Origin of the sequence: Arthrobacter sp. lap29 (assembly GCF_032458965.1) — a bacterium.
Classification (GTDB): Bacteria; Actinomycetota; Actinomycetes; order Actinomycetales; family Micrococcaceae; genus Specibacter; species Specibacter psychrochitiniphilus.
This window is the reverse complement of record NZ_JAUCEK010000001.1, coordinates 504,642-525,283: the sequence shown is the minus strand read 5'-3', so window position 1 is coordinate 525,283 and position 20,642 is coordinate 504,642. Positions and strand designations below refer to the sequence as shown.

Annotated in this window: 20 protein-coding genes and 2 tRNA genes; 10 read left to right on the top strand and 12 right to left on the bottom strand. The window is 60.7% G+C overall.

From position 1 onward, the window contains the following. Positions 1-295: 295 nt before the first annotated feature. The 4 genes from RY113_RS02370 to RY113_RS02355 all read left to right on the top strand — a co-directional run bounded on the left by RY113_RS02370 (position 296) and on the right by RY113_RS02355 (position 2,962). Positions 296-1,099: a hypothetical protein gene (locus RY113_RS02370; protein ID WP_110107409.1), complete on the top strand. Its 804-nt coding sequence runs from the start codon at positions 296-298 to the stop codon at positions 1,097-1,099. A 6-nt stretch (positions 1,100-1,105) separates the two neighbouring features. After that, the gene (locus RY113_RS02365; protein ID WP_315913168.1) at positions 1,106-1,834 is read left to right on the top strand and encodes a class F sortase; all 729 of its coding nucleotides are present in this window, start codon (positions 1,106-1,108) and stop codon (positions 1,832-1,834) included. A 63-nt stretch (positions 1,835-1,897) separates the two neighbouring features. After that, positions 1,898-2,305 carry a cupredoxin domain-containing protein gene (locus RY113_RS02360; protein ID WP_315913167.1) on the top strand — a complete coding sequence of 136 codons (408 nt, stop codon included), beginning with the start codon at positions 1,898-1,900 and terminating at the stop codon, positions 2,303-2,305. 108 nt (positions 2,306-2,413) lie between these two features. After that, positions 2,414-2,962: a hypothetical protein gene (locus tag RY113_RS02355; protein WP_315913165.1), complete on the top strand. Its 549-nt coding sequence runs from the start codon at positions 2,414-2,416 to the stop codon at positions 2,960-2,962. A gap of 34 nt (positions 2,963-2,996) precedes the next feature. Here the strand turns inward: RY113_RS02355 and RY113_RS02350 are convergent, their stop codons facing one another. Genes RY113_RS02350 through murA form a run of 4 tightly spaced genes read right to left on the bottom strand, consistent with a single transcriptional unit; the run spans position 2,997 to position 7,326 of the window. After that, positions 2,997-4,133 carry a D-alanine--D-alanine ligase family protein gene (locus tag RY113_RS02350; protein WP_315913164.1) on the bottom strand — a complete coding sequence of 379 codons (1,137 nt, stop codon included), beginning with the start codon at positions 4,131-4,133 and terminating at the stop codon, positions 2,997-2,999. Positions 4,134-4,136: 3 nt separating this feature from the next. Continuing rightward, positions 4,137-5,174, bottom strand: coding sequence for an NAD(P)H-dependent glycerol-3-phosphate dehydrogenase (locus RY113_RS02345; protein WP_315913163.1), 1,038 nt, complete (start codon positions 5,172-5,174; stop codon positions 4,137-4,139). Beyond that, the gene (locus tag RY113_RS02340; RefSeq protein WP_315913371.1) at positions 5,171-5,971 is read right to left on the bottom strand and encodes a lysophospholipid acyltransferase family protein; all 801 of its coding nucleotides are present in this window, start codon (positions 5,969-5,971) and stop codon (positions 5,171-5,173) included. Before RY113_RS02340 ends, RY113_RS02345 begins: the two co-directional genes overlap by 4 nt. Positions 5,972-5,988: 17 nt before the next feature. Continuing rightward, complete coding sequence (murA, locus tag RY113_RS02335; protein ID WP_110107400.1) at positions 5,989-7,326, bottom strand: UDP-N-acetylglucosamine 1-carboxyvinyltransferase; 1,338 nt, start codon at positions 7,324-7,326, stop codon at positions 5,989-5,991. A 414-nt stretch (positions 7,327-7,740) separates the two neighbouring features. On the opposite strand from murA, the gene RY113_RS02330 reads away from it, so the two are divergent. After that, positions 7,741-8,703: a hypothetical protein gene (locus tag RY113_RS02330; RefSeq protein WP_315913162.1), complete on the top strand. Its 963-nt coding sequence runs from the start codon at positions 7,741-7,743 to the stop codon at positions 8,701-8,703. Positions 8,704-8,809: 106 nt separating this feature from the next. On the opposite strand, the gene leuD is transcribed toward RY113_RS02330, so the two are convergent. Together leuD and leuC are read right to left on the bottom strand one after the other, a co-directional pair. Continuing rightward, a complete protein-coding gene (gene leuD / locus RY113_RS02325) occupies positions 8,810-9,409 on the bottom strand; it encodes a 3-isopropylmalate dehydratase small subunit (RefSeq protein WP_179442442.1) in 600 nt (199 codons plus the stop codon). 10 nt (positions 9,410-9,419) lie between these two features. Further along, positions 9,420-10,886, bottom strand: coding sequence for a 3-isopropylmalate dehydratase large subunit (gene leuC, locus RY113_RS02320; protein ID WP_315913369.1), 1,467 nt, complete (start codon positions 10,884-10,886; stop codon positions 9,420-9,422). A 224-nt stretch (positions 10,887-11,110) separates the two neighbouring features. Between leuC and RY113_RS02315 the strand changes: the two genes are divergently transcribed. Both RY113_RS02315 and RY113_RS02310 read left to right on the top strand, forming a co-directional pair. Then, positions 11,111-11,830, top strand: coding sequence for an IclR family transcriptional regulator (locus tag RY113_RS02315; RefSeq protein WP_110106717.1), 720 nt, complete (start codon positions 11,111-11,113; stop codon positions 11,828-11,830). 156 nt (positions 11,831-11,986) lie between these two features. After that, the gene (locus RY113_RS02310) at positions 11,987-12,520 is read left to right on the top strand and encodes a DUF1697 domain-containing protein (RefSeq protein WP_110106716.1); all 534 of its coding nucleotides are present in this window, start codon (positions 11,987-11,989) and stop codon (positions 12,518-12,520) included. A gap of 47 nt (positions 12,521-12,567) precedes the next feature. Here RY113_RS02310 and RY113_RS02305 read toward each other — a convergent pair whose 3' ends face one another. Both RY113_RS02305 and RY113_RS02300 read right to left on the bottom strand, forming a co-directional pair. Continuing rightward, positions 12,568-14,178, bottom strand: coding sequence for a GTPase (locus RY113_RS02305; protein WP_315913161.1), 1,611 nt, complete (start codon positions 14,176-14,178; stop codon positions 12,568-12,570). Next, positions 14,175-16,025: a dynamin family protein gene (locus tag RY113_RS02300; RefSeq protein WP_315913160.1), complete on the bottom strand. Its 1,851-nt coding sequence runs from the start codon at positions 16,023-16,025 to the stop codon at positions 14,175-14,177. Before RY113_RS02300 ends, RY113_RS02305 begins: the two co-directional genes overlap by 4 nt. Positions 16,026-16,159: 134 nt before the next feature. Between RY113_RS02300 and RY113_RS02295 the strand changes: the two genes are divergently transcribed. Next, positions 16,160-16,891 (top strand): potassium channel family protein, encoded by a 732-nt coding sequence (locus tag RY113_RS02295; protein ID WP_315913159.1) that lies wholly within the window; start codon positions 16,160-16,162, stop codon positions 16,889-16,891. 79 nt (positions 16,892-16,970) lie between these two features. On the opposite strand, the gene RY113_RS02290 is transcribed toward RY113_RS02295, so the two are convergent. The 4 genes from RY113_RS02290 to gltX all read right to left on the bottom strand — a co-directional run bounded on the left by RY113_RS02290 (position 16,971) and on the right by gltX (position 19,643). Then, positions 16,971-17,043, bottom strand: a tRNA-Glu gene (locus tag RY113_RS02290). Positions 17,044-17,133: 90 nt separating this feature from the next. Then, positions 17,134-17,205 (bottom strand) — tRNA-Gln (locus tag RY113_RS02285). Positions 17,206-17,334: 129 nt separating this feature from the next. Beyond that, positions 17,335-18,138 (bottom strand): HAD family hydrolase, encoded by an 804-nt coding sequence (locus RY113_RS02280; protein WP_315913158.1) that lies wholly within the window; start codon positions 18,136-18,138, stop codon positions 17,335-17,337. Positions 18,139-18,143: 5 nt separating this feature from the next. After that, on the bottom strand, positions 18,144-19,643 hold the full coding sequence (gltX, locus tag RY113_RS02275; RefSeq protein ID WP_315913157.1) for a glutamate--tRNA ligase: 1,500 nt from the start codon (positions 19,641-19,643) through the stop codon (positions 18,144-18,146). Between the two features lie 138 nt (positions 19,644-19,781). On the opposite strand from gltX, the gene RY113_RS02270 reads away from it, so the two are divergent. Further along, positions 19,782-20,147: a helix-turn-helix domain-containing protein gene (locus RY113_RS02270; protein WP_315913367.1), complete on the top strand. Its 366-nt coding sequence runs from the start codon at positions 19,782-19,784 to the stop codon at positions 20,145-20,147. Then, positions 20,144-20,629, top strand: coding sequence for an SRPBCC domain-containing protein (locus tag RY113_RS02265; protein WP_315913156.1), 486 nt, complete (start codon positions 20,144-20,146; stop codon positions 20,627-20,629). Before RY113_RS02270 ends, RY113_RS02265 begins: the two co-directional genes overlap by 4 nt. The last annotated feature ends 13 nt before the right edge of the window (positions 20,630-20,642 follow it).

Below are 20,642 nucleotides of genomic sequence, written 5' to 3'. Positions count from 1 at the left end.
CGTTATTGGCCAAGACAGCGGGGTTAAGTTACGCCATTTGGTTTTTTATCCGCTTTGTCTGGCTCTAAGCCCCGTCGCATTTTCCATTCATCATGTGGCGCTCCAACTCGCGGCGTGTAGGGGGTATGGGCCCGTGTTTGGGCGGAATTCACGAGCCTGCGATGGCGGCCCGGCAGATCAGCGGGAAGACAATTTCTCTGAACCTGGGAATTGTTCCAATCCGCTGGCGGCCTGGCTCCGAACGTACTGTGAGGCCTCAAAGCTGAAGTCTCAGAAAAATAAGGAGAAATCTCTTATGTATAAGAAATCTGCTTTCCTCATTGTCCCCGCCTTGGCGTTGGCTGCACTGTCATTCTCTGGGGCAGGAGCCATGGCTGATGACAACGGCACCACGAGTTACCAGGCAAACCTTGGAGCTCTCAACGGCAGCAATGCCACTGGCAGTGTCATGATCACCTTGACCGGAGATCAGGCAACAGTCACCGAAAACGTCAGCGGGCTCGCGGCAACATTCGATGGCGCCCCCTACCCGCATGTCCAGCACATCCACATTGATGCCATGGGTACGTGTCCTGGCCCGGATGCCGATACCAACAAGGACGGAGTGATCAGCACAACCGAGGGTGGTCCCTCGTACGGAAAGATTGGCACCACCTTATCCACCAGTGGTGACACCAGTGACAAGGCCGCCTTGGACTTGAAGGTGGGAGGCATGGGCGCTTCCTACACCTACGAGCGCACCTTCACCATGAATGCCGCAACCATTGCAGCTATGAAGGCTGGCACCGGCGTTGTGGTGGTCCATGGTTTGGATCCGGCAACACTTCCGGCCGCTGCCCAGGATGCAAAGAGCGATTTGGTTCCCAGCCTTCCGCTGGCTGCCACCTCCCCGGCACTGTGTGGCACCCTTGCCGTCTCCCAGATGGCTGCCATGCCGGGCGGTGCTCCTGATACGGGCCTGACCCAGCCGGTAACACAGTCCACCAGCGCCACTTCCGATGTTGCGCTCTATGCCGGTGGTGGAGCTCTCGTGATGGCCGCGGGTGCTTTCCTGGCCCTGCGCACAAAGAAGACCGCTTCGAAGCAGATCGCGGACTGATACCCCATGAATAAGAACTCCAGTCGCCGCGGGCGCCTCACCGCTTCCGCGGCGGCCGGCGTCCTCCTCACATCACTTGTCCTAGGAACCACGGCGTGCGCCCCGGAGTCTTTGCCGGCCACTGCCCCGGATCCGGTGGCAACCTCCGCGCAAACAGCTGCACCGCAAATACCCGCAACAACCAGCCCGACGCCGGCCCCCTCGGCCGAGGCGAGCACTTCCGCCCCGGCAGCAAAACCTGTCAAGCCCGCTTCGAAGGGTCCAGTTCTGGCAGAATCGGCACCCGTCAGCTTGCAAGTACCGCAAGTGGGCATCAACACCTCGCTTGTACCTTTAGGCCAGGCAGCTGATGGCACCATGGAGATTCCAGGCGGTCAGCCCGGCGATCCCGGCGGATGGTACAAGTACTCCCCAACGCCTGGGGAGCTGGGCCCCGCGGTCATTCTTGGCCATGTCAACAACCTGGCATCACCACAGGGCCTGTTCTTCCGGCTGCATGAAATGAAGCCCGGTGAGCAGTTCTCGGTGACACGCGCCGATGGAACCGTGGCCGTTTTTGAAGTCGACAAGCTCGAGGTGGTTAAGAAGGCCACCTTCCCGACCCTTGCCGTTTACGGCAATACGAACAGGGCCGAGATCCGCCTCATCACCTGCGGTGGCCTTGATACCTCCTCCGGTGAATACACCGAAAACACTGTTGTTTTTGGACACCTCGTCTCCAGCCACAACTCCTAGCCACTCCCAGGTGCCGGGCAGGGCCCGGCACCACGGAATAGCATTTCATTGGATTGGACGCTTATGAACACGCAACTAGCTCTCAAAGGGGCCGCCGCACTGATAGTGCTGCTTGGCCTGTCAGGGTGTGGCATGGCTGCGGCTCCGGAAAATTCACCGGCGGCTATGGCGCCCATGTCAACCGAGATGCCCATGGACGGCATGAGCGAAGCTGGCAACGGCATGGCCTCGATGATCCACATCGAAGCAGGCGCGTACCGTGATGCAACCCCCGTTGCGGCCGGATCCACCGTGACCGTGATGAATATGGATACTGCCAATTACACTCTTACCTCCGAGGACGGCAGCAGCTTTAGCGTGGCCGTGGCAGCCGGGGCAATGGCCACCTTCAAGGCACCGAGCAAGCCCGGGAGTTACCCGTTCCACAGCGAATCCAACACTTCCATGCACGGTGTCCTGACCGTTCGCTAGAACGTACCGATGCCTGACGCCACCAACATATCCGCCATCAACAGTTCCTCCACCACTAGTAAGGAAATAGCAATGAACAAGGCATATCCCGCGGTGATGGGACTGCTCATGGCTTCAATTCTTCTCGGCGGCTGTGCGGCAGAAGTTACCGCTCCGATGAACCCAGTCAATGGTGCCTCACAGGGCGGTGCCCCTTCTTCGCCGTCGGCTATGGCAGGCACAGTAGAAGCGCCGTCGGCGGCCACCTCTATGGTCTGCTCCGCCGAAGCCAAGGATAGCGTCACCAAGATCCTGGGGCTTTCCTCCACCCCTGCAACCACTATCTCGTGGGACGGGCAGACGTACACCTGCAACTACTCCCTGGCGGCTGGCCCGTTTAGCATGACCGTGAAGGTTATGACCGGGGACGCGCAGGCACTTGCAGAGGCCAAAAAACTAGCCACATCCTTAGCCGCCCCACCCGTTGTAGGCCTCTCCAACCTGGGCTTGTCCGGTTATCAGTCCGCCGGCGGTGATGTGGTCTTTGCCAAGGACAACATGGTCCTCCACGTGGACGGAACCGCCATGTCAGCAACCGTGGGCCAGAACAAAATCTCCCGGACGGACTTTGCCTTCCAAATGGCCACCACCATCTTGGCGTGCTGGACCGAACACTAATCCGGGTTCTTTATAAGGTGCGGCCCAGCGGGTGTTAGCGCAGGCCAACTTTCCGGTTCAGGGCCAACTGAATCAGTTCATCAATCAGGTCCGGATAGCTCAGGCCCGAGGCCGCCCACATTTGCGGGTACATTGAACTCGGAGTGAAGCCGGGCATCGTGTTGATCTCATTAATGATCAATTCCCCGGCTTCGGTGTAGAAGAAGTCAACACGGGACAGTCCCTCAGCGCCTACGGCGTCAAACGCCAGGGCAGCTTGTTCTTGCACCCGGGCAATATCGGCCTCCGGCATCTTTGCCGGGCAGCTGAGGTTCACCGCCCCGCCTTGAACGTATTTAGCCTCGAAGTCATAAAAGGCGTGGTGCGCCCCGTCAAGCATGGCGATCTCGCCCGGAAGGGAGACGCGAGGGGGCTCACTGCCGCGTCCTTCAAGGACGGCAATCTCAATTTCGCGGCCAACAATTCCGGCCTCAATCACGAGTTTAAGATCGTGCTTGCGAGCCTCGGCAATGGCAGCGTCCAGTCCCTCCAGTGAATCCACCTTGGAAATACCCATGGAGGAGCCCGCCCGTGCCGGCTTCACAAACACGGGGAATCCCAAAGCTGCCACGCGGTCCTTGACGGCGGCGGGGTCCACAGTCCACTCGCGGTCACTCACGGCCACATACGGGCCCACAGCCAGTCCGGCGGCCTCAAAAACCACCTTCATGAAGTGCTTGTCCATGCCAATAGCTGACGCCAACACACCAGCACCCACATAGCGGGTGTCAGAGAGCTCAAGTAAACCCTGAATGGTGCCATCCTCGCCCCACGGCCCGTGCAGCAGCGGGAACACCACATCCACGGCACCCAGCTCCTGCGGAACAGTCCCCGCTTCCGAGACCACCAGCTGGTGCCCGCCATCTAGGTGAGCCAGGGAAACGCTCTGCTTGCCCGCCACAACTTCCGGCAGCACAGCCGAGGCAAGGGACCAGCCTGCGATCTCCTCGCCAGCCAAAACCCACTGGCCGTTTTTCGCAATACCGATGGGGACGGCGTCGTACTTGGTCCGGTCAATGGCACCCAGCACACCAGCGGCCGTCACACAGCTCACGGCATGCTCGCTGGAGCGCCCGCCAAAGAGAATGGCGACGCGTGTGGGCGCAGTTGTAGCGGGGGAATCAGTAGTCACGCGTTAGTCGCCTTCGGATTTCAATTGGCGGGCCAACAACAGCGGCCCCAGATCATCGACAGTCAGTTTACCTTCAAGGACACCCACAACGGCGTTGGTAATGGGCATATCGACCCCCATCTTGGCGGCAAGATCGGAGACCGCACGCCCGGACTTGATGCCCTCGGCAGTTTGCGTCATGCGGTTGTTGACCTCATCGAGCGTCAGCCCCTCGCCGAGCATGCGCCCAGCGGTGTGGTTGCGGCTCAGTGAGGACGAACAGGTGGCCACAAGATCGCCCAGCCCGGCCAGCCCGGCCATGGTTTCGGCCCGCCCTCCCAATGCCAGCGCCAGCCGGGTGGTCTCGGCGAGCCCGCGGGTGATGACCGAGGCCTTCGTGTTATCGCCCACCTTCTGCCCTTCACAGATGCCAACACACAGCGCAATCACGTTCTTCACGATCCCGCCAATCTCCACACCCACCACGTCATTGACGGTGTACGGGCGGAAATAGCTCGGCTTGCACACGTTGGCCACCCACTTGGCCGTGTCCTCATCCGTGCAGGCAACCACGGAGGCGGTGGGTTCCTGGCGCGCAATTTCCATGGCCAGGTTGGGGCCTGAAATAACCACCACGCGGTCCGCGGAGATGGAAAATTCCTGCTCGATCACCTGGGACATGCGCTGGTCCGTGCCCAGTTCCAGCCCCTTCATTAAACTCACGACGACGGCGTCCTGGGCCAGGTGCCCGGCCCACCCGCGCAATTGCTCGCGCAACGTCTGGGCAGGAACTGCCAGGACCACGAGTTCGGCGTCCTTGAGCACTTCTTTCACATCAGTGGAGGCGGAGATATTCGCGGGCAGCTCCGTGGTGGAGAGATAGCGTGGATTGCGGTGCAGATCATTGATCTGATCCACTACCTCCTGCCGGCGTCCCCACACCACGATCTTGCGATCTGTGCCGGCAGAGGCGTCGCCTAGGATCTTGGCAAAGGTGGTGCCCCAGCTACCGGCACCCAACACTGCTATCTTGACAGGCGCAATACCATCCACGTAGCTCACTGAAGATCCCCTGCTTGTGTTGTTCCGGCGTCGTCAGTGTTGCTCTTCTTCTGGGACTCGGCACCGCGTTCCACGAACCTGCCGTGAGACTTTTGCTGGTGGGCCACAGGATCCCAGCGTTCGGCGGGCGCCTTCTCGCCGCGGAGGGTTTCCAGCAGCTCGGTAATGGCCCCCATGATCTTCTCAGTCATGGCGTCAAGAGTGGCCTTGTCCCCGCTGCTACCCATGAATTCACTCAGGTCAACGGGATCCCCCACCAGCACATGGGTAGTTTTGCGGGGGAAAATTTTGAAACCCTTGGCGTAGCGCGGGAAAACTTCCTGAGCACCCCAATGGGCAACCGGGATGACCTTGGCACCGGTATTCAGCGCGAGCCGGGCGGCACCGGTGCGCCCCTTCATGGGCCAAAGATCGGGATCCCGCGTGAGCGTCCCTTCGGGATAGACAACCACGGCACCGTCTTGCCCGAGGACTTCCTTGGCCACATCCAGTGACTTTCCGGCACCTGCTCCGCTACGTTCCACCGGGATCTGGTGGGCACCGCGCAGCACCGCGCCAAGCACGGGAGTCTTGAACAGCCCGTCCTTGGCCAAAAAGTGCGGCATGATCTTTTGGTTGTAGAGCATGTGGCCCACAACAATCGGATCAATTTCCGTGCAGTGATTGGGCACGACAATGAAACCCTCGCCGTGGGGCAGCTTCTTTGTGCCGTGCCATTCCTTGGCCGTGAGAACGTTCATGAGGGGCCGGGCAATCCCTGCCAAAAGGGCAAAGAACGCCCGGGTGCGCCGGGACATGGTGCGCTTGGCCACTTCTAAATCAGCGCCTTATTTGAATCGCGGATGTCGAAGTCGGCACCGAGGCCGTCAAGTTTTTCAGTGAAGTGCTCGTAGCCGCGGCTGATCACGTCAATGCCCGTCACCGTGGAGGTGCCTTGGGCGGCCAGGGCTGCGATCATGTGGCTGAAGCCGCCACGTAAATCGGGGACGTTGATGGTAGCGCCCACCAGTGGTGTGGCACCTGAGATGACGGCCGAGTGGATGAAGTTGCGCTGGCCGAAGCGGCACGGGATGCTGCCAAGGCACTCGCGATGGAGCTGGATGTTGGCGCCCATGCGGGTCAGTGCCTCTGTGAAACCGAAGCGGTTTTCATAGACAGTCTCGTGGACAATAGAGACGCCTTCGGCTTGGGTCAGGGCAACCACCAGGGGCTGCTGCCAGTCCGTCATGAAGCCGGGGTGCACGTCCGTTTCCAAGATGAGTGGCTTCAAGGCGCCGCCGGGATGGTAGAACCGGATGCCGTCGTCGTGAATGTCCATGCCGCCGCCAATCTTGCGGAAGGTGTTCACGAACGTCATCATGTCGCGTTGGCTGGCGCCTTCAACATAAATATCGCCTCCGGTCACCAAGGCCGCTGAGGCCCAGGACGCGGACTCGTTGCGGTCGGGCAGGGCGGTGTGATCATAACCTGTCAGTTCCTGCACACCCTCGATGCGGATGGTGCGGTCAGTCTGCACGGAGATGATGGCACCCATCTTCTGCAAGATGGCGATCAGGTCAATGATCTCCGGCTCGGTGGCGGCACCGGTCAATTCGGTGATGCCCTCGGCGCGTGTTGCCGAGAGCAGTACCTGCTCGGTGGCCCCAACGCTGGGGTACGGCAGGGAAATCTTGGTGCCCTTTAGGCCCAGCGGCGCGGTAATGGAGATGCCGCCGCTGGTCTTTTCCACCACGGCACCGAACTTGCGCAGCACTTCCAGATGGTAGTCGATGGGGCGGTCACCAATCTTGCACCCGCCAAGATCTGGAATGAAGGCGTGCCCGATCGAATGAATCAAGGGTCCGCACAGCAGGATCGGGATGCGGGAGTCACCGGCATGGGTGTTGATCTCAGCCGTATTGGCCTTCTTGGCATTGGCGGGGTCCAGGGTGAGATCGCCTGTTAAGGGGTCCTTGACCACTGTGACACCGTGCAGTTGCAGCAGTGATGTCACCACTTCAACATCCTTGATCTCAGGGACGTTACGCAAAATCGAGGGCGTATTGCCTAATAATGCGGCAACCATCGCCTTGGGGACCAGGTTTTTGGCGCCGCGCACCTGTACACGTCCCTTGAGCGGGACACCGCCACGGACTGTCAGAATTCTGCTCATGGTCACCTAGTTCCTTTGTTCCACACTTTGCTCCCGGTTTCCCACCGGGGTTGTCCCGGCCCACCGGGCTGCCCGGTTCACACCGGGGTCCCCGGTATAGTCCGGGGCCTGCGTCAAGCATAGTTTCTCCGGCGCAGGATGCGTAAAACGTGGCGGCTCGGGCCTCTAAGCTCGCCCCGAAAAGGCGGGGAGTCCGTTGTTAGGATTTGAGGCCCGTCAACAGGCCTCGAATCTTAACAACGGACTCCGCTGGTTCCGTTCCTGTCTATTTTTGCCCTTCTAGCCCGCTGAACTGAGCCACTTTGCCCACAATCTTGTGCGGATATTCCTGCACAGCCAGGGTTAACCACTTTGTGGCTCACACTTTGCAGCACCACGAGCTCTGGGCTGGCGAATGGCAGGCAAGCTGGGTTGATGGATACGTTTCAGGTGCCACAGTTCCTTAGGCCGGACAACAAATACATTGACGAGTATTCTGCCCAGAGGCTGTCAGTACAGGCAAAGTCCGGAGCACTCGTGCGTGTTCGGCGTGGCCTCTACCTGCCTGCTGATCTATGGAACAGCTACAAACCGTGGGAGAAGTATCGGGTCACTATTCAAGCCGTACACGAACTGGCACAAAATCCTCCGGTATTTGCCAGAGAATCGGCTGCCCAGTTCATGGGGCTCCCTCTTCTACGCATCCCTCAAGAGGTACAGAGTGTTCTGCCTCCCACCGCCAAGGGAGGTCAGAGCAGTCACGGAGTTCGCCGTGTTCTTGCTGTAGAAGGAGACTCTCCGCCTTGGAGGATGTTTGGGCTGCTTGTAACACCACCACCTCAGGTAGCTAGAGACCTTGCTATCCGCTTGCCACTCACCCACGCATTACCCGTCATGGACAAGGTGTTGAGCCACCACATATTGCCAGGCTCCCCACCACACACGCAGCTCAACTTCACTGAAAACCATGTCATTGCCAGCGCTGCCCTGCTGAAAAGCGCGGTACAACGAACACGGGTGGAACGGGTGGTCAGGCTCGCCAACGGTAGCTCAGAGTCTGCCGGCGAATCGTGGAGCCGCGCCATCATGATCCTCAACGGCTTCCCGAGCCCCTTCCTACAACAAGCATTTTGGGATGACCGAGGTTTCATTGGACTGCCGGATTTTGACTGGGAGGAATTCAAGGTACTGGGCGAATTTGATGGGTATGAGAAGTACTCCGCGCAAAAATACCTCAAGGGAAAAACACCGTCGGAGGTGGTTGTGGCGGAGAAGATACGCGAGGACCGGCTCCGTGCGCGAGGTTATAAAGTGGTGCGTTGGGTTTGGGATGACTTGCGTGATGCACGCCGGCTGGTGGCACTGCTGCACGCTGCGGGGTTGCCTTCAAACAAGTGAAGTTGCCCCCCATTCCTTAGCGGTTCGAGGCCGGCATTGTTCGTAAACCAAAAAGCCGGCCCACCCCTGAAGGGACGGGCCGGCTATCACTAGCGTGTGGCTGAAGTTAGACCTTCACCGGCAGGGTTGTGGGTTTGATCGAGGGGCGCGTGGCCTCGAACGCGGTGATGTCGGGTTCGTTGCGCAGCGTCAGGCCAATGTCATCGAGGCCTTCGAGCAGGCGCCAGCGGGTGTAGTCATCAATCTGGAACGGGGCCACCACGGTGCCTGCCGTAACCATCTTGGCCACCAAGTCCACTGTGACCGCGGTGCCCGGAGCGTTCTCCAACACCTTCCAGATCAACTCAATATCATCCTGGGCCAGCTCAGCAGCAACCAGGCCCTGCTTGCCCGAGTTGCCACGGAAAATATCGGCAAAACGAGAAGACAGCACGGCCTTGAACCCGTAGTCCTTCAACGCCCACACCGCGTGTTCACGCGAGGAACCCGTGCCAAAATCAGCGCCGGCAACCAGCACAGACCCGGCCGTGTATGGTTCCTGGTTCAGGATGAATTCCGGATCCTTGCGCCAGCTGGAGAACAGTGCGTCCTCGAAACCGGTGCGGGTAATCCGCTTCAAATACACGGCAGGGATGATCTGGTCCGTGTCAACGTTGCTCTGGCGCAGCGGAACACCAACGCCGGTGTGGGTAGAAAACTTTTCCATGGTGAGCTCCTTACGCTACTGAGTTGGCGGGTTCGAGGGTGGCTGGTTCAAGGTCCGAGGGCGAACTGAGGGTTCCGCGGATAGCGGTAGCAGCTGCCACCACGGGAGAGACCAGGTGAGTACGCCCGCCCTTGCCTTGGCGGCCTTCAAAGTTGCGGTTGGACGTGGATGCGCAGCGCTCGCCCGGTTCCAGCTGGTCCGGGTTCATGCCCAGGCACATGGAGCAACCAGCAAATCGCCACTCTGCACCAAAGTCCATGAACACCTTATCCAGACCCTCGGCTTCTGCTTCCAAACGGACCCGGGCAGAACCGGGAACCACCAACATGCGGATGTTCGGGTCCTTTTCGCGGCCGCGGATAATATCCGCCGCGGAGCGCAGGTCCTCAATGCGGGAATTAGTACAGGAACCCAAGAACACCGTGTCAACACGGATGTCCTTCATGGGCGTACCGGGCTCCAAGTCCATGTAGGCCAGTGCACGCTCAGCAGCGGCCTTGGCATTCTCATCACCAAAAACAGACGGGAACGGGATAGTCTGCGACAGGGATACGCCCTGGCCCGGGTTGGTTCCCCACGTCACGAACGGCTCCAAGGTATCAGCGTCCAGGAAAACCTCGGCGTCGAATTCGGCGTCGTCCTCTGTCCTCAGAGATGACCAGTACTCCACCGCAGCATCCCAGTCCGCACCCTCGGGAGCGTGAGCGCGTCCCTTGAGATACTCAAAAGTGACCTCATCCGGGGCGATCATGCCAGCACGGGCGCCAGCCTCGATCGACATGTTACACACCGTCATACGGGCATCCATTGACAGGGCGCGAATGGCCGAGCCGCGGTATTCCAGAACATAACCTTGACCGCCGCCAGTGCCAATCTTGGCGATGATGGCCAAGATGATGTCCTTGGAAGTGACCCCTGGCCGCAGGGTGCCTTCAACATTGATGGCCATGGTCTTGAACGGCTTCAGTGGCAAGGTCTGGGTAGCCATGACGTGCTCCACCTCGGAAGTCCCAATACCGAACGCCAACGCACCCACAGCACCATGAGTAGAGGTGTGGGAATCTCCGCAGACAACTGTCATACCGGGCTGGGTCAAACCCAGCTGCGGGCCCACCACATGAACAATGCCCTGCTCCGCATCACCCAGCGAATGCAAACGGACCCCGAACTCGGCGCAGTTATTACGCAAAGTCTGGATCTGCGTACGGCTCGTTAGATCAGCAATAGGACGGTCAATGGCCAACGTGGGAGTGTTGTGATCCTCCGTGGCGATCGTCAGGTCGGGGCGGCGCAGCGGACGCCCAGCCAACCGCAAACCCTCAAAGGCCTGCGGGGAGGTGACCTCGTGGATCAGGTGAAGGTCAATGTAAAGAAGGTCGGGCTGGGCAGCATCGCCCACGCCTTCACCCTGGCGGACAACATGATCGCGCCACACTTTTTCGGCCAGCGTCTTCGCTTCCTTGCGCGGGGCGCTCATAGCCTTATCCACTGCTGCATTGTCCACTGTGCGGGGAGTGATTGACTCGCTCACAGCAGCTCCCTTCACTTGTTGAACCCCTGCCGCAAAACCCCGTCGCGTAGAATGTGACGGGAACGTCAGGCGTGTTCGCTGGTTTGTATATGACCACTGTTCCAGCCCCATCTGGGAGGATGCCAATCCTTCGATTGGCATCTCACATAATGAGACGGTAATATCAGTACATGGACAATTCTAGTGGCGTTGGCGTCATCGACAAAGCGGCTCTTGTGCTTGATGCATTAGAAGCCGGCCCCACCACCTTGGCTCAGCTCGTCGCGGCCACCGGACTAGCCCGGCCCACCGTGCACAGGTTGGCACTAGCCTTGGTACATCACAGGCTCGTCAGCCGTGACATGCAGGGCAGGTTTGTGCTGGGCAGCAGGCTCGTTGAGCTTGCCTCGGCCGCTGGCGAGGACAGGCTGATTGCCGCCGCCGGTCCGGTGCTGCTGCAATTGCGTGATTCCACCGGTGAGAGCGCACAAATATTCCGCCGCCAGGGCGATTCCCGTGTCTGCGTGGCTTCGGCCGAGCGGCCCATCGGCCTGCGCGACACCATTCCTGTGGGTACGCAGCTGACCATGAAGGCCGGTTCCGCCGCGCAGGTTTTGCTGGCGTGGGAGGACCACGAGCGTTTGCTGGAGGGCTTGCATAACGCCCGCTTCACACCCACCGTTTTGGCTGGAGTACGACGGCGTGGGTGGGGTCAGTCCCTTGGCGAACGTGAGCCTGGGGTTGCCTCGGTCTCGGCCCCGGTGCGTGGCCCGTCCGGCCGGGTGATCGCTGCCGTCTCCATCTCAGGGCCCATTGAGCGCCTGACCCGTCAGCCAGGGCGCCTGCACGCGGAAATTGTGTGCAACGCTTCCCGGATCCTGACCGAAGCCCTGCGCAAGAGCACGTCCTAAGAACTTCTAGCAGCATCACCCCAACCGCGCCGGGCCTCCCTCGATGCCTGCGTTCCATTACGCTCAAACGGTGTGCCACTCTTGGAGTGGCACACCGTTTATACGTTAACGCAGCGCCGCCTCAGTGGATCCCTGGCCGTCGGGTAGAGTTTGCGCATGAGCAAATATGCGCTCTTCCTGCGCGGGATCAATGTGGGCGGCATCAACTTGAAGATGGCCGAGCTCCGAGCAGCACTGGCCACCCTCCCCCTGTCAAAGGTGCGGACTCTGCTGGCCTCGGGAAACGTTGTTTGCTCCGCCGAAGTCACCGCAGATGAACTGAAATCCATGGTTGAGACCCTCTTGCGCGAGCGGTTCCGTTACGACGCCTGGGTTGTGGTCATCGAAGCGCCCACCCTGGAATCCATCATCGATGCCTGCCCCTACCCGGCCGATGACGCGCAGACCACAAGCTATGTCACGCTCAGCTCAGACCCCGCGGCACTTGATGAACTGGCCCGGCACGCCAGTGAAATCCCCGGGGCTGAATTTGTGCGCCTCAGCCCCGAGGCCATCGCGTGGCCGGCAACTGCCGGAAGTACCCTGGACAGCCCGTTTAGTAAACTGTCCGCGAAAGCTCGCTATAAGAGCACAACAACCACTCGCAACTTGCGCACATTGCTCAAGGCGCAGGACTTCCTGGCCGGCTGAGCCTGCGTGAGGCCCAACAGATCTAGCCGCGGGGATCAGAAATCAACTTAGCGGGCTTCCGCGAGTGCTTCCTGGAACTGCCGTGAGAGTGCAATTTCAGCCTCGGCCGGGGCTACCACCAGGAGCTCACCTGTGGCAGCAACGCTCTCGCGTAACCGCCGTCGGGCTTGGTTTGCGCGAGCGTTAGCCCCAGCCAGTGCTATGAATTTGCTGCTGACCGCCAGGAATATCCCCAGCACCGCTCCCCCGAGCAGCATCAAGGTAGGCAGTGGCCAACCCTGCACCTGCGGGGTTTCCGGGACGGGCAACTGTAGGTAGCCGAGCACGGCCAGCGCGCCCAGCCACCCCAATCCGCCCACCGCCACCAGCAATGCCAGCCATTGGATGAGTGAGACTACCGGCCACCACCACGCCCGGGTGTTCGCCTTCAAATCGGTGCCGGCCACTGCCTGATCCAGTGCATCGGGAAGCTGTTTGCGGTTGCTACGTGCGGCGGCCCGGATAGAAGCCCGCCACGGACCGGGCGCCCCGGCACTGACCGCATCGGAAAAGTCCCGCACGGAGGTGTCAAGCCGGGCCTGTTCGGCGGCCCCGGCCGGAGGCAGCGAGGTACGGTTCACCTCTGAAGAACCTTCCCGCCGCAGGCTCAGGCGGCGCAGTGGATCCTTACGGAAGCGCGCTACCCACCGCGTCACAGGCCAGCCCGTCCGCTTGGTGGCCTCCAAACGGTAAGACGTCTTCACGGCATCGACTACTGTTTCCACGTGCACCGCACCGGCCAACCCCGCAGCCAACATTTTGCGATCCTGCTGGTGCACACCCGCGGCATCACCAACTCCGCCCGCATCAGCCAGATGCTGCGCCGCCACAGCCACGTCAGCTGCCAGCCGGGCAGATTTGGCTGCCTTAGCCTTGACCACGGAGGCAATCCGCCCACGCAGCTGCGGCACACCTAGTCCCGTGGTCGCGGAGACACCCAAGATTTTCACATTGGGGAGCCCGTCACGGTCCAAAATAGCGGCCAAGGATTCCAGCACGGGTTTAACTTCCGTTGAACCCAGTTTGTCTACTTGATTCAGCACCACCAGCGTGACGTCTGCATGGGTTGAGAAAGCTCGGATGAAATCGTTGTGGATGGCCGCATCGGCGTACTTTTGCGGGTCCAATACCCACACCAGAACATCCACCTGCCCAGCCAACCGTTCCACAATGGCCCTATTGCCCAGCTGGACCGAGTCAAAATCCGGCAGGTCCAACAAGACCAGCCCGCCGGAGTTGTCCACCAGGTCCGGGACCGGGGTGCCTTCACGGCGGTCAGTCACCTCCAGCCAATCGAGCAGCGGAGCACTGCCGTCCAGACCCCACACCATGGCGAGCGGCTCACTGGTGGTGGGGCGGCGCACGGCAACCCGGGCGGCATCCGCGCCAGAGACGGCGTTGAACAGCGAGGACTTCCCGCTTCCGGTTGCCCCAAAGAAACCCACCACCGTGTGATCGGCGCTCAAAGATCGCCGCGAGGAGGCCCGTTCCAGGACCCCGTAAACGGCATCCAGCGTAGCGTCGTCAAGGCGGCCCTCACCCAATTCGCGGGCTTGATTGAGGGCAATCAGCTGGCGGTCCAGTGTGGATTCAGCGCGACTTTCGCGGTGGCGGCTCATGCAGCACCTCCCTGCGTACCGAGTTCTGCCAGTTGCCCCGCGAGGTCCCCAAGACGTCTGGCATCCGCTTGCGTGGGTGCCAGACGCTCGAAAAATCGCTGTTGCTGGCCGTCCAAGAGGCGGGCGCACCGGGTGTCGAGGGCGGTTTTGGCGTCCTTGGCCAGACGGCGCACAGCATCCTCGCCAAAAATCGCTTCGAGCAGTTTCTGACCCACGACGGCGGTGCCTCCTGCGATCCCCACCTCGGCTCCCGTGAGTCCCCCGGTGAAGGAAAAGACAACGATCATCAGGACCACTCCCAATCCGTTGACCCCGAAGGAGAGCCAGCGGGCCTGCGAACGCTTGGCGGCGCCCTCGGAGCGAATGAGTTCTAGTACCTCGCCCTGCCAGGCCCTGATTTCAGCGGCCACTTCTGCTGGGAATTCCGCGGTAACGCCTGAGAGATCCTCAAGTCCAAGGAGCTGGCGTCCTGCAGGATCCGCCCGCCAGCGCTGATCCGCGTCCTCCGCAGCACGGGCAGCCTGATCGAGGATGACTGCCTGCAGCCCCGTTTCAATGGCGGACTCAACTTTGATAGCAGGTGGCGGCTGGCCCTTAAAGAAGGCGCCAATCCGGTCACGGAGACGGCCAATGTTACTTTCAAGAGCCCTAAAGAACTCGCCGGTGCCAACAAAGTCCTGCCAGCGGGCCAGCACCTCGCCCCGGAGAAGGGTGCCATCTGAGGTGGACTGGCTGATCCTGGTCCCGGCGTCCGCAAAAGCAGCCTGGACGTCGTCGCGAAGCTGCGCACCGGCGTCGTGCTGGTCTTGAACAGCCTGGGAAAGCGCGGTAAGCCGCCCGGAGAGGGAGCGGACGGTGCCGTTGAGGGTGCGGCGGACAATCTCTGCGCGGCCAGCAGCATCTTCGCTGATGTTGGCCAGCCAGGCGTTGATGGGCGCAACAGCTGGTGGCGGGAGCATGCCAAGCTCATTGAGTTCTGTCTCTGGGACCACAAATAACTGTGCGCCGGCCAACCCCTCACGGTTCAGCATGGCGTGCAGGTCTGCGGCAACTTCCTGCTCGGCACCGGCCGGGACCCGGTCCAAGATGACGGCCACGGTGATATCGCGTGAGGCAGCGTCCAGGAGGAGTTTCCACGGCACAGCATCGGCATAGCGATTGGCCGTGGTGACAAAAAGCCAGAGATCCGCAGCGGCCAGGAGCTGCCCGGCGAGCTGGCGGTTGTCATCGGAAATGGAGTCCACATCCGGGGCGTCCAAGAGGGCCACGCCCTGCGGTATTGCAGGATCCGCCACCAGCACCAGAGACGTCATGGCGCGCGCATCCGGGGCCACTCCGGCGCGCGAGGCAGGCGTGTTCTCCTTGATGAGCTCGCCCTGAACGCGGCTCAGCGAAGGCAGCACCCGGGTGGAGGTGAACCAGTCCGCATCGTGAGGATGGTGGAGCAGGATGGGCTGTCGAGTGGTGGGACGGATGGCCCCGGAACGGGTGACAGGGTGGCCCACCAATGCGTTCACAAGCGTTGATTTGCCGGCGCCGGTGGAGCCGCCAACCACGGCCAACAGCGGAGCGTCGAGGCTGCGCCATCGCGGCAGGATGTAGTCCTCGAGCTGACCGAGAGCGTTGACAGCCGTGGCACGCGCCTCATCGGAGTTGGGTAGGGCCAGAGGCAATTCCAGACCGGCCAGCTCGGTGCGGACCTCTTCGAGAAGGCCGATGGCAGCCACCTGTTGTGCTGGGGCGTCCTGGTTGCCGCTCGTTCCCGCGGTGGGGGTGTGGGCCGGGGCGGGGGCGCCGCTGATGCCACGGGGGTCACTCGAATCAGTGGGGTTCACAAGCTTCATCATGCCAGTTCGGTACATCCATTGGGCCCATTGGAGGGGTTCCGGTTCGAAATTGTTGTGGTGGGTGTTGTAGCGGCTACCAACTGCGCCACTCCCACCTGACAATGAGTGGCGGCTTCAGACTATAAGCTCGCGGAATGACTTTGGAGCGTTGGCAGCGGGCCGCTGAATGGCCACTCATCATTATTTCCATCCTTTTCTTGACTGCCTATTCCGTGCAGGTCCTTGCTGCCGGTCCGGCAACAACTGTTGCCGGCTGGTTCATTTACATCACGTGGGGCTTATTCGTCATCGACTATGTAGTTTCGCTGTGGCTGGCACCTCAACGCTTGAGCTGGTTTTTCCGGCATCTTCTTGAACTGGCAATTGTGCTGCTGCCAATGCTCCGGCCCCTTCGCCTGCTACGCCTTGTCACCTTGATCAGTGTGTTGCAGAGAGTGGCGGGCAACGCCCTTCGGGGTCGCGTTGTCACATATGTCATTGCCGCCTCTGGACTACTCGTCTATATTGGCGCACTTGCCATGTACGACGCCGAGAAGAGCGCACCGCAGGCGTCCATCAATTCTTTTGGTGATGGTGCCTGGTGGGCCATTGTCACCATCACCACGGTGGGCTATGGCGATCTTTCCCCTGTAAGTGCAACGGGTCGGTTCATCGCCGTCGGATTGATGATTGGTGGCATTGCCTTGTTGGGCACCATCACAGCCACACTTGCCTCATGGCTAGTTGAAAAGGTCTCAACCAATGACACCCGTGCACAGACCGCGAGCGTGGAGGACATCAAAGTGCTGAGGGACGAGATACGCCAGTTACGGCGTGAGCTCGCCACCACTGATAACTCAGATGCCAGGCACTTTTGCCACCACTGATAACTGAGCTGCCGGGCAGTTTGGAGGCCCGGAGCACAGCAAAAAGGCCGGGTATCTAGTGGATACCCGGCCTTGCTTGTGACCCCAGCGGGATTCGAACCCGCGTTACCGCCGTGAGAGGGCAGCGTACTAGGCCGCTATACGATGGGGCCCTAATACATCCATTTTTTAGCTCAACGACCCTTTCAGCTACTGCCTCAAGATCGTCTTGCCCGCCAAATCTAAGGCGACTTTTGCAAGCGCTGGGATACCAGGACTCGAACCTAGAATGTCGGTACCAGAAACCGATGTGTTGCCAATTACACCATATCCCAATGGCTGGGTGATTGCCTTGAATGTCCGGGTTTCCCCGTTCCTTCAGCGGCCCTCGCGCCGGGATAAAACTATACCCGAGAGTTTGCTGAACACCAAAACAAAAAGGAAGCTTTTCGCTGAGTCGTGCATCACAGCGTTGATACGGGTTCAAAAAGCCCCAAAAGGCTGCCCATCTGAGTCAGTGTTTCCACGCTGTGAACCAGCGCCAGCACCGCCGGATCAACACCAATGCTCGCAGGACCGGGCACGGCGGCGCCCTCCCTGTTCAACCACATGCCGTGCAGGCCCGCGTTGACGGAACCCACGCCGTCCACCATGAAGTTGTCCCCCACATAAAGTGTCTGCTCAGGAGCGGTCCCTAGGAGCCGGCAGCCTTCTCGAAAAATGGCGGGATCGGGTTTTGCAACCGAAACGGTGTCAATACCCACCAGCACCCCTATACGCGCCAGCCCGGCTTGGTCCAGCTTGGCTCGCTGGTAATCATGGACATTATTGCTGACGGCACCGTACGGGATCCCCGCGGCATCCAGCGCGTCCAGCAACGGTACGACGTCGGCAAAGGCGCGGATGGAGCGTGGCTGGGCTTCTTCGAAATCGGCAATCCACTGAGCCTGGACGGCGGCGTCAAACCCTGTGAAACCCAGTTCCTCAAAGACAGCCTGTGCCCGCAGTCCGCGCTGTTCAGCGAAGGTGAACTCGCCCGCAACGTAGCGATCATAGTAGTTGTGCGCGTCTGCCATATATGAGGCGGCAAAACGGGACCATTCCTCCGGCCCAAAGTGCGGCAGCAAATGCTCGGACGCGGCGATCATGGCCTCTGACATGGCTGCCACGAGGTCAACAAGGGTCTCGTCAATGTCAAACAAAACACCCTTGACCCGCGCTGCAAAAGCTACGGAGTCAAGGGTGTTTTGTGGTGCGCTGTGCGTCAAGGAACTTATCCCCTGAACGCGCGCAGGCGGGTCAATGAGGATTCCTTGCCCAGGATCACCATGGATTCAAAGAGCGGCGGGGAAACCTTACGCCCGGACATCGCGGTCCGTACGGGCCCAAAGGCGAACCGCGGCTTGATGCCCAAGCCCTCCACCAGCGCCGACTTCAAAGCGGACTGAATGGACTCGGCGTCCCAAGATTCCAAGGGTTCCAGTGCCGCCAGGGCAGCATCCAAAACCTCACCCAGGTTCTCCGGCATCCCCTTGAGGGCATCCTCGGCGACGTCAACGGCGTCGTCCTTCTTGAAAAGGAACGCCATCATCTCCGGCGCCTCGCCCAACAAGGTGATGCGCTCCTGAACTAGCGGAGCAGCTTCGGAAAGGATGATGTTCTCGCGCGGCGTCAGCGTCTCGCCCACCAGCCCGGCGGCCTGCAGGTACGGGACCAGCCGGTTGCGGAAGTCGCCGGCCTCAAGCAGGCGGACGTGCGTGCCGTTGATGGCCTCGGCCTTCTTGATGTCGAAGCGGGCCGGGTTGGCCAGGACGTCGTGGACATCGAAGTTTTCCACAAGCTGGGCCACGGTGAAGATGTCCTCGTCAGCAGAGAGCGACCAGCCCAGCAGCGAGAGGTAGTTCAGCAGGCCCTCGGGGATGAAGCCGCGGTCGCGGTGCAGGAACAGGCTCGACTCGGGGTCGCGCTTGGAAAGCTTCTTATTGCCGGCGCCCATGACGTAGGGCAGGTGGCCGAACAACGGCATGTACTCGGCAACACCAATCGCGTACAGCGCCTCATAGAGGGCAACCTGGCGGGGTGTGGAGGAGAGTAGATCCTCGCCGCGCAGCACGTGGGTGACGCCCATGAGGGCATCATCAACAGGATTCACCAGCGTGTACAACGGTGCCCCATTGGGGCGGACAATGGCGTAGTCCGGGACTGATCCTGCCTTAAAGGTGATCTCGCCCCGGACCAAATCGGTGAACGTGATGTCAGCATCCGGCATGCGCAGGCGCAGCGCCGGCTGGCGACCCTCTTGCTTAAAAGCAGCAATCTGCTCAGCTGTGAGGTCACGGTCAAAGTTGTCGTATCCAAGCTTAACGTCTCGGCCGGCAGCTTTGTGACGATCCTCGACTTCCTCGGGTGTGGAATAAGACTCATAGGCGTGCCCGCCTGCAACCAGCTTGGCAATGACATCCTTGTAGATGTCCCCACGCTGCGACTGGCGGTACGGCGCGTGCGGCCCACCCACCTCTACACCCTCATCCCAGGTGATACCCAGCCATTTCAGCGCGTCGAGGAGCTGGAGGTAGCTTTCCTCACTGTCACGCTTGGCGTCGGTATCTTCGATGCGGAAAATCATCTTCCCGCCGGTATGACGGGCGTAGGCCCAGTTGAACAGGGCCGTACGGATCAGCCCCACGTGGGGCGTTCCGGTGGGCGAGGGGCAAAAGCGTACCCGGACAGGAGTTTCGGCGGTGACAGTGGGGATTGCGGAGGCGTTAGTCATGATGGTTTCTAGTTTAGACGCCCTGTGGCCGGTGTCGAACTGAACCCCAATTTCACGCACCACGGCGGCACGCGGGCGCCGCCCCCGTACGACCCACCCCTTGACGCGGCATTCCGTTCCGGTCTAATCTACAACCAAATGGTTGTAGATGAGCTAAGAGAACTTGAACTGGACCGCCTGTTCCAGGCATTTGCCGATTCCACCCGCCGCGACATGCTCAGACGGGTCAGCTTGGACGGGCTGTCCGTCTCCGGGCTTGGGCAGCACTATGACATGAGTTTCGCAGCGGTCCAGAAACATGTGGCCGTGTTGGAACGCGCTTCCCTGGTAACCAAAGAGAAACGCGGCCGGGAGCAGATAGTGCGCGCCGATCGCAACGGGCTGCAGAAGGCTCAACGTTTGTTGGAGAACTACGAGGCGATCTGGCGAGCGCGAGTAGACCGAATCGCCACAATCTTGGCCGAAGACCCCCACGATGACAGCTACGGAAAGGCAGTCCCATGACCGTCACCAATACCACTAAGAGCACCGAGAACCTTTCGCTGCGCATCACGGCTGAGTTTAGTGCCGCCGTCGAACGCGTCTGGCAGATCTGGGAGGACCCGCGCCAGCTGGAGCGCTGGTGGGGGCCGCCCACCTGGCCGGCAACTTTTGAGCGGTACGAATTCCATCCCGGCGGCAAGGCCGACTACTTCATGACAGGCCCTGACGGCACCAAGGCCCGGGGCTGGTGGAAGTTCACGGCAGTGGCCGGGCCGAGCAGCCTTGAACTCGACGACGGATTCGCCGACGAGCACGGCTCCCCCGTGATCGAGATGGGTTCGGCCCACATGGCAGTCGCCATCGACAACACCGGCGGCGGGACCCGTATGAGCGTCACCACAACGTTCGAAAGCGCCGAGCAGATGGAAAAGATGCTGGCCATGGGTATGGAGGAGGGCATAAGCCAAGCGATGGGCCAAATCGACGCCATCCTCGCCGGCTAGCCTCCGCACCCCA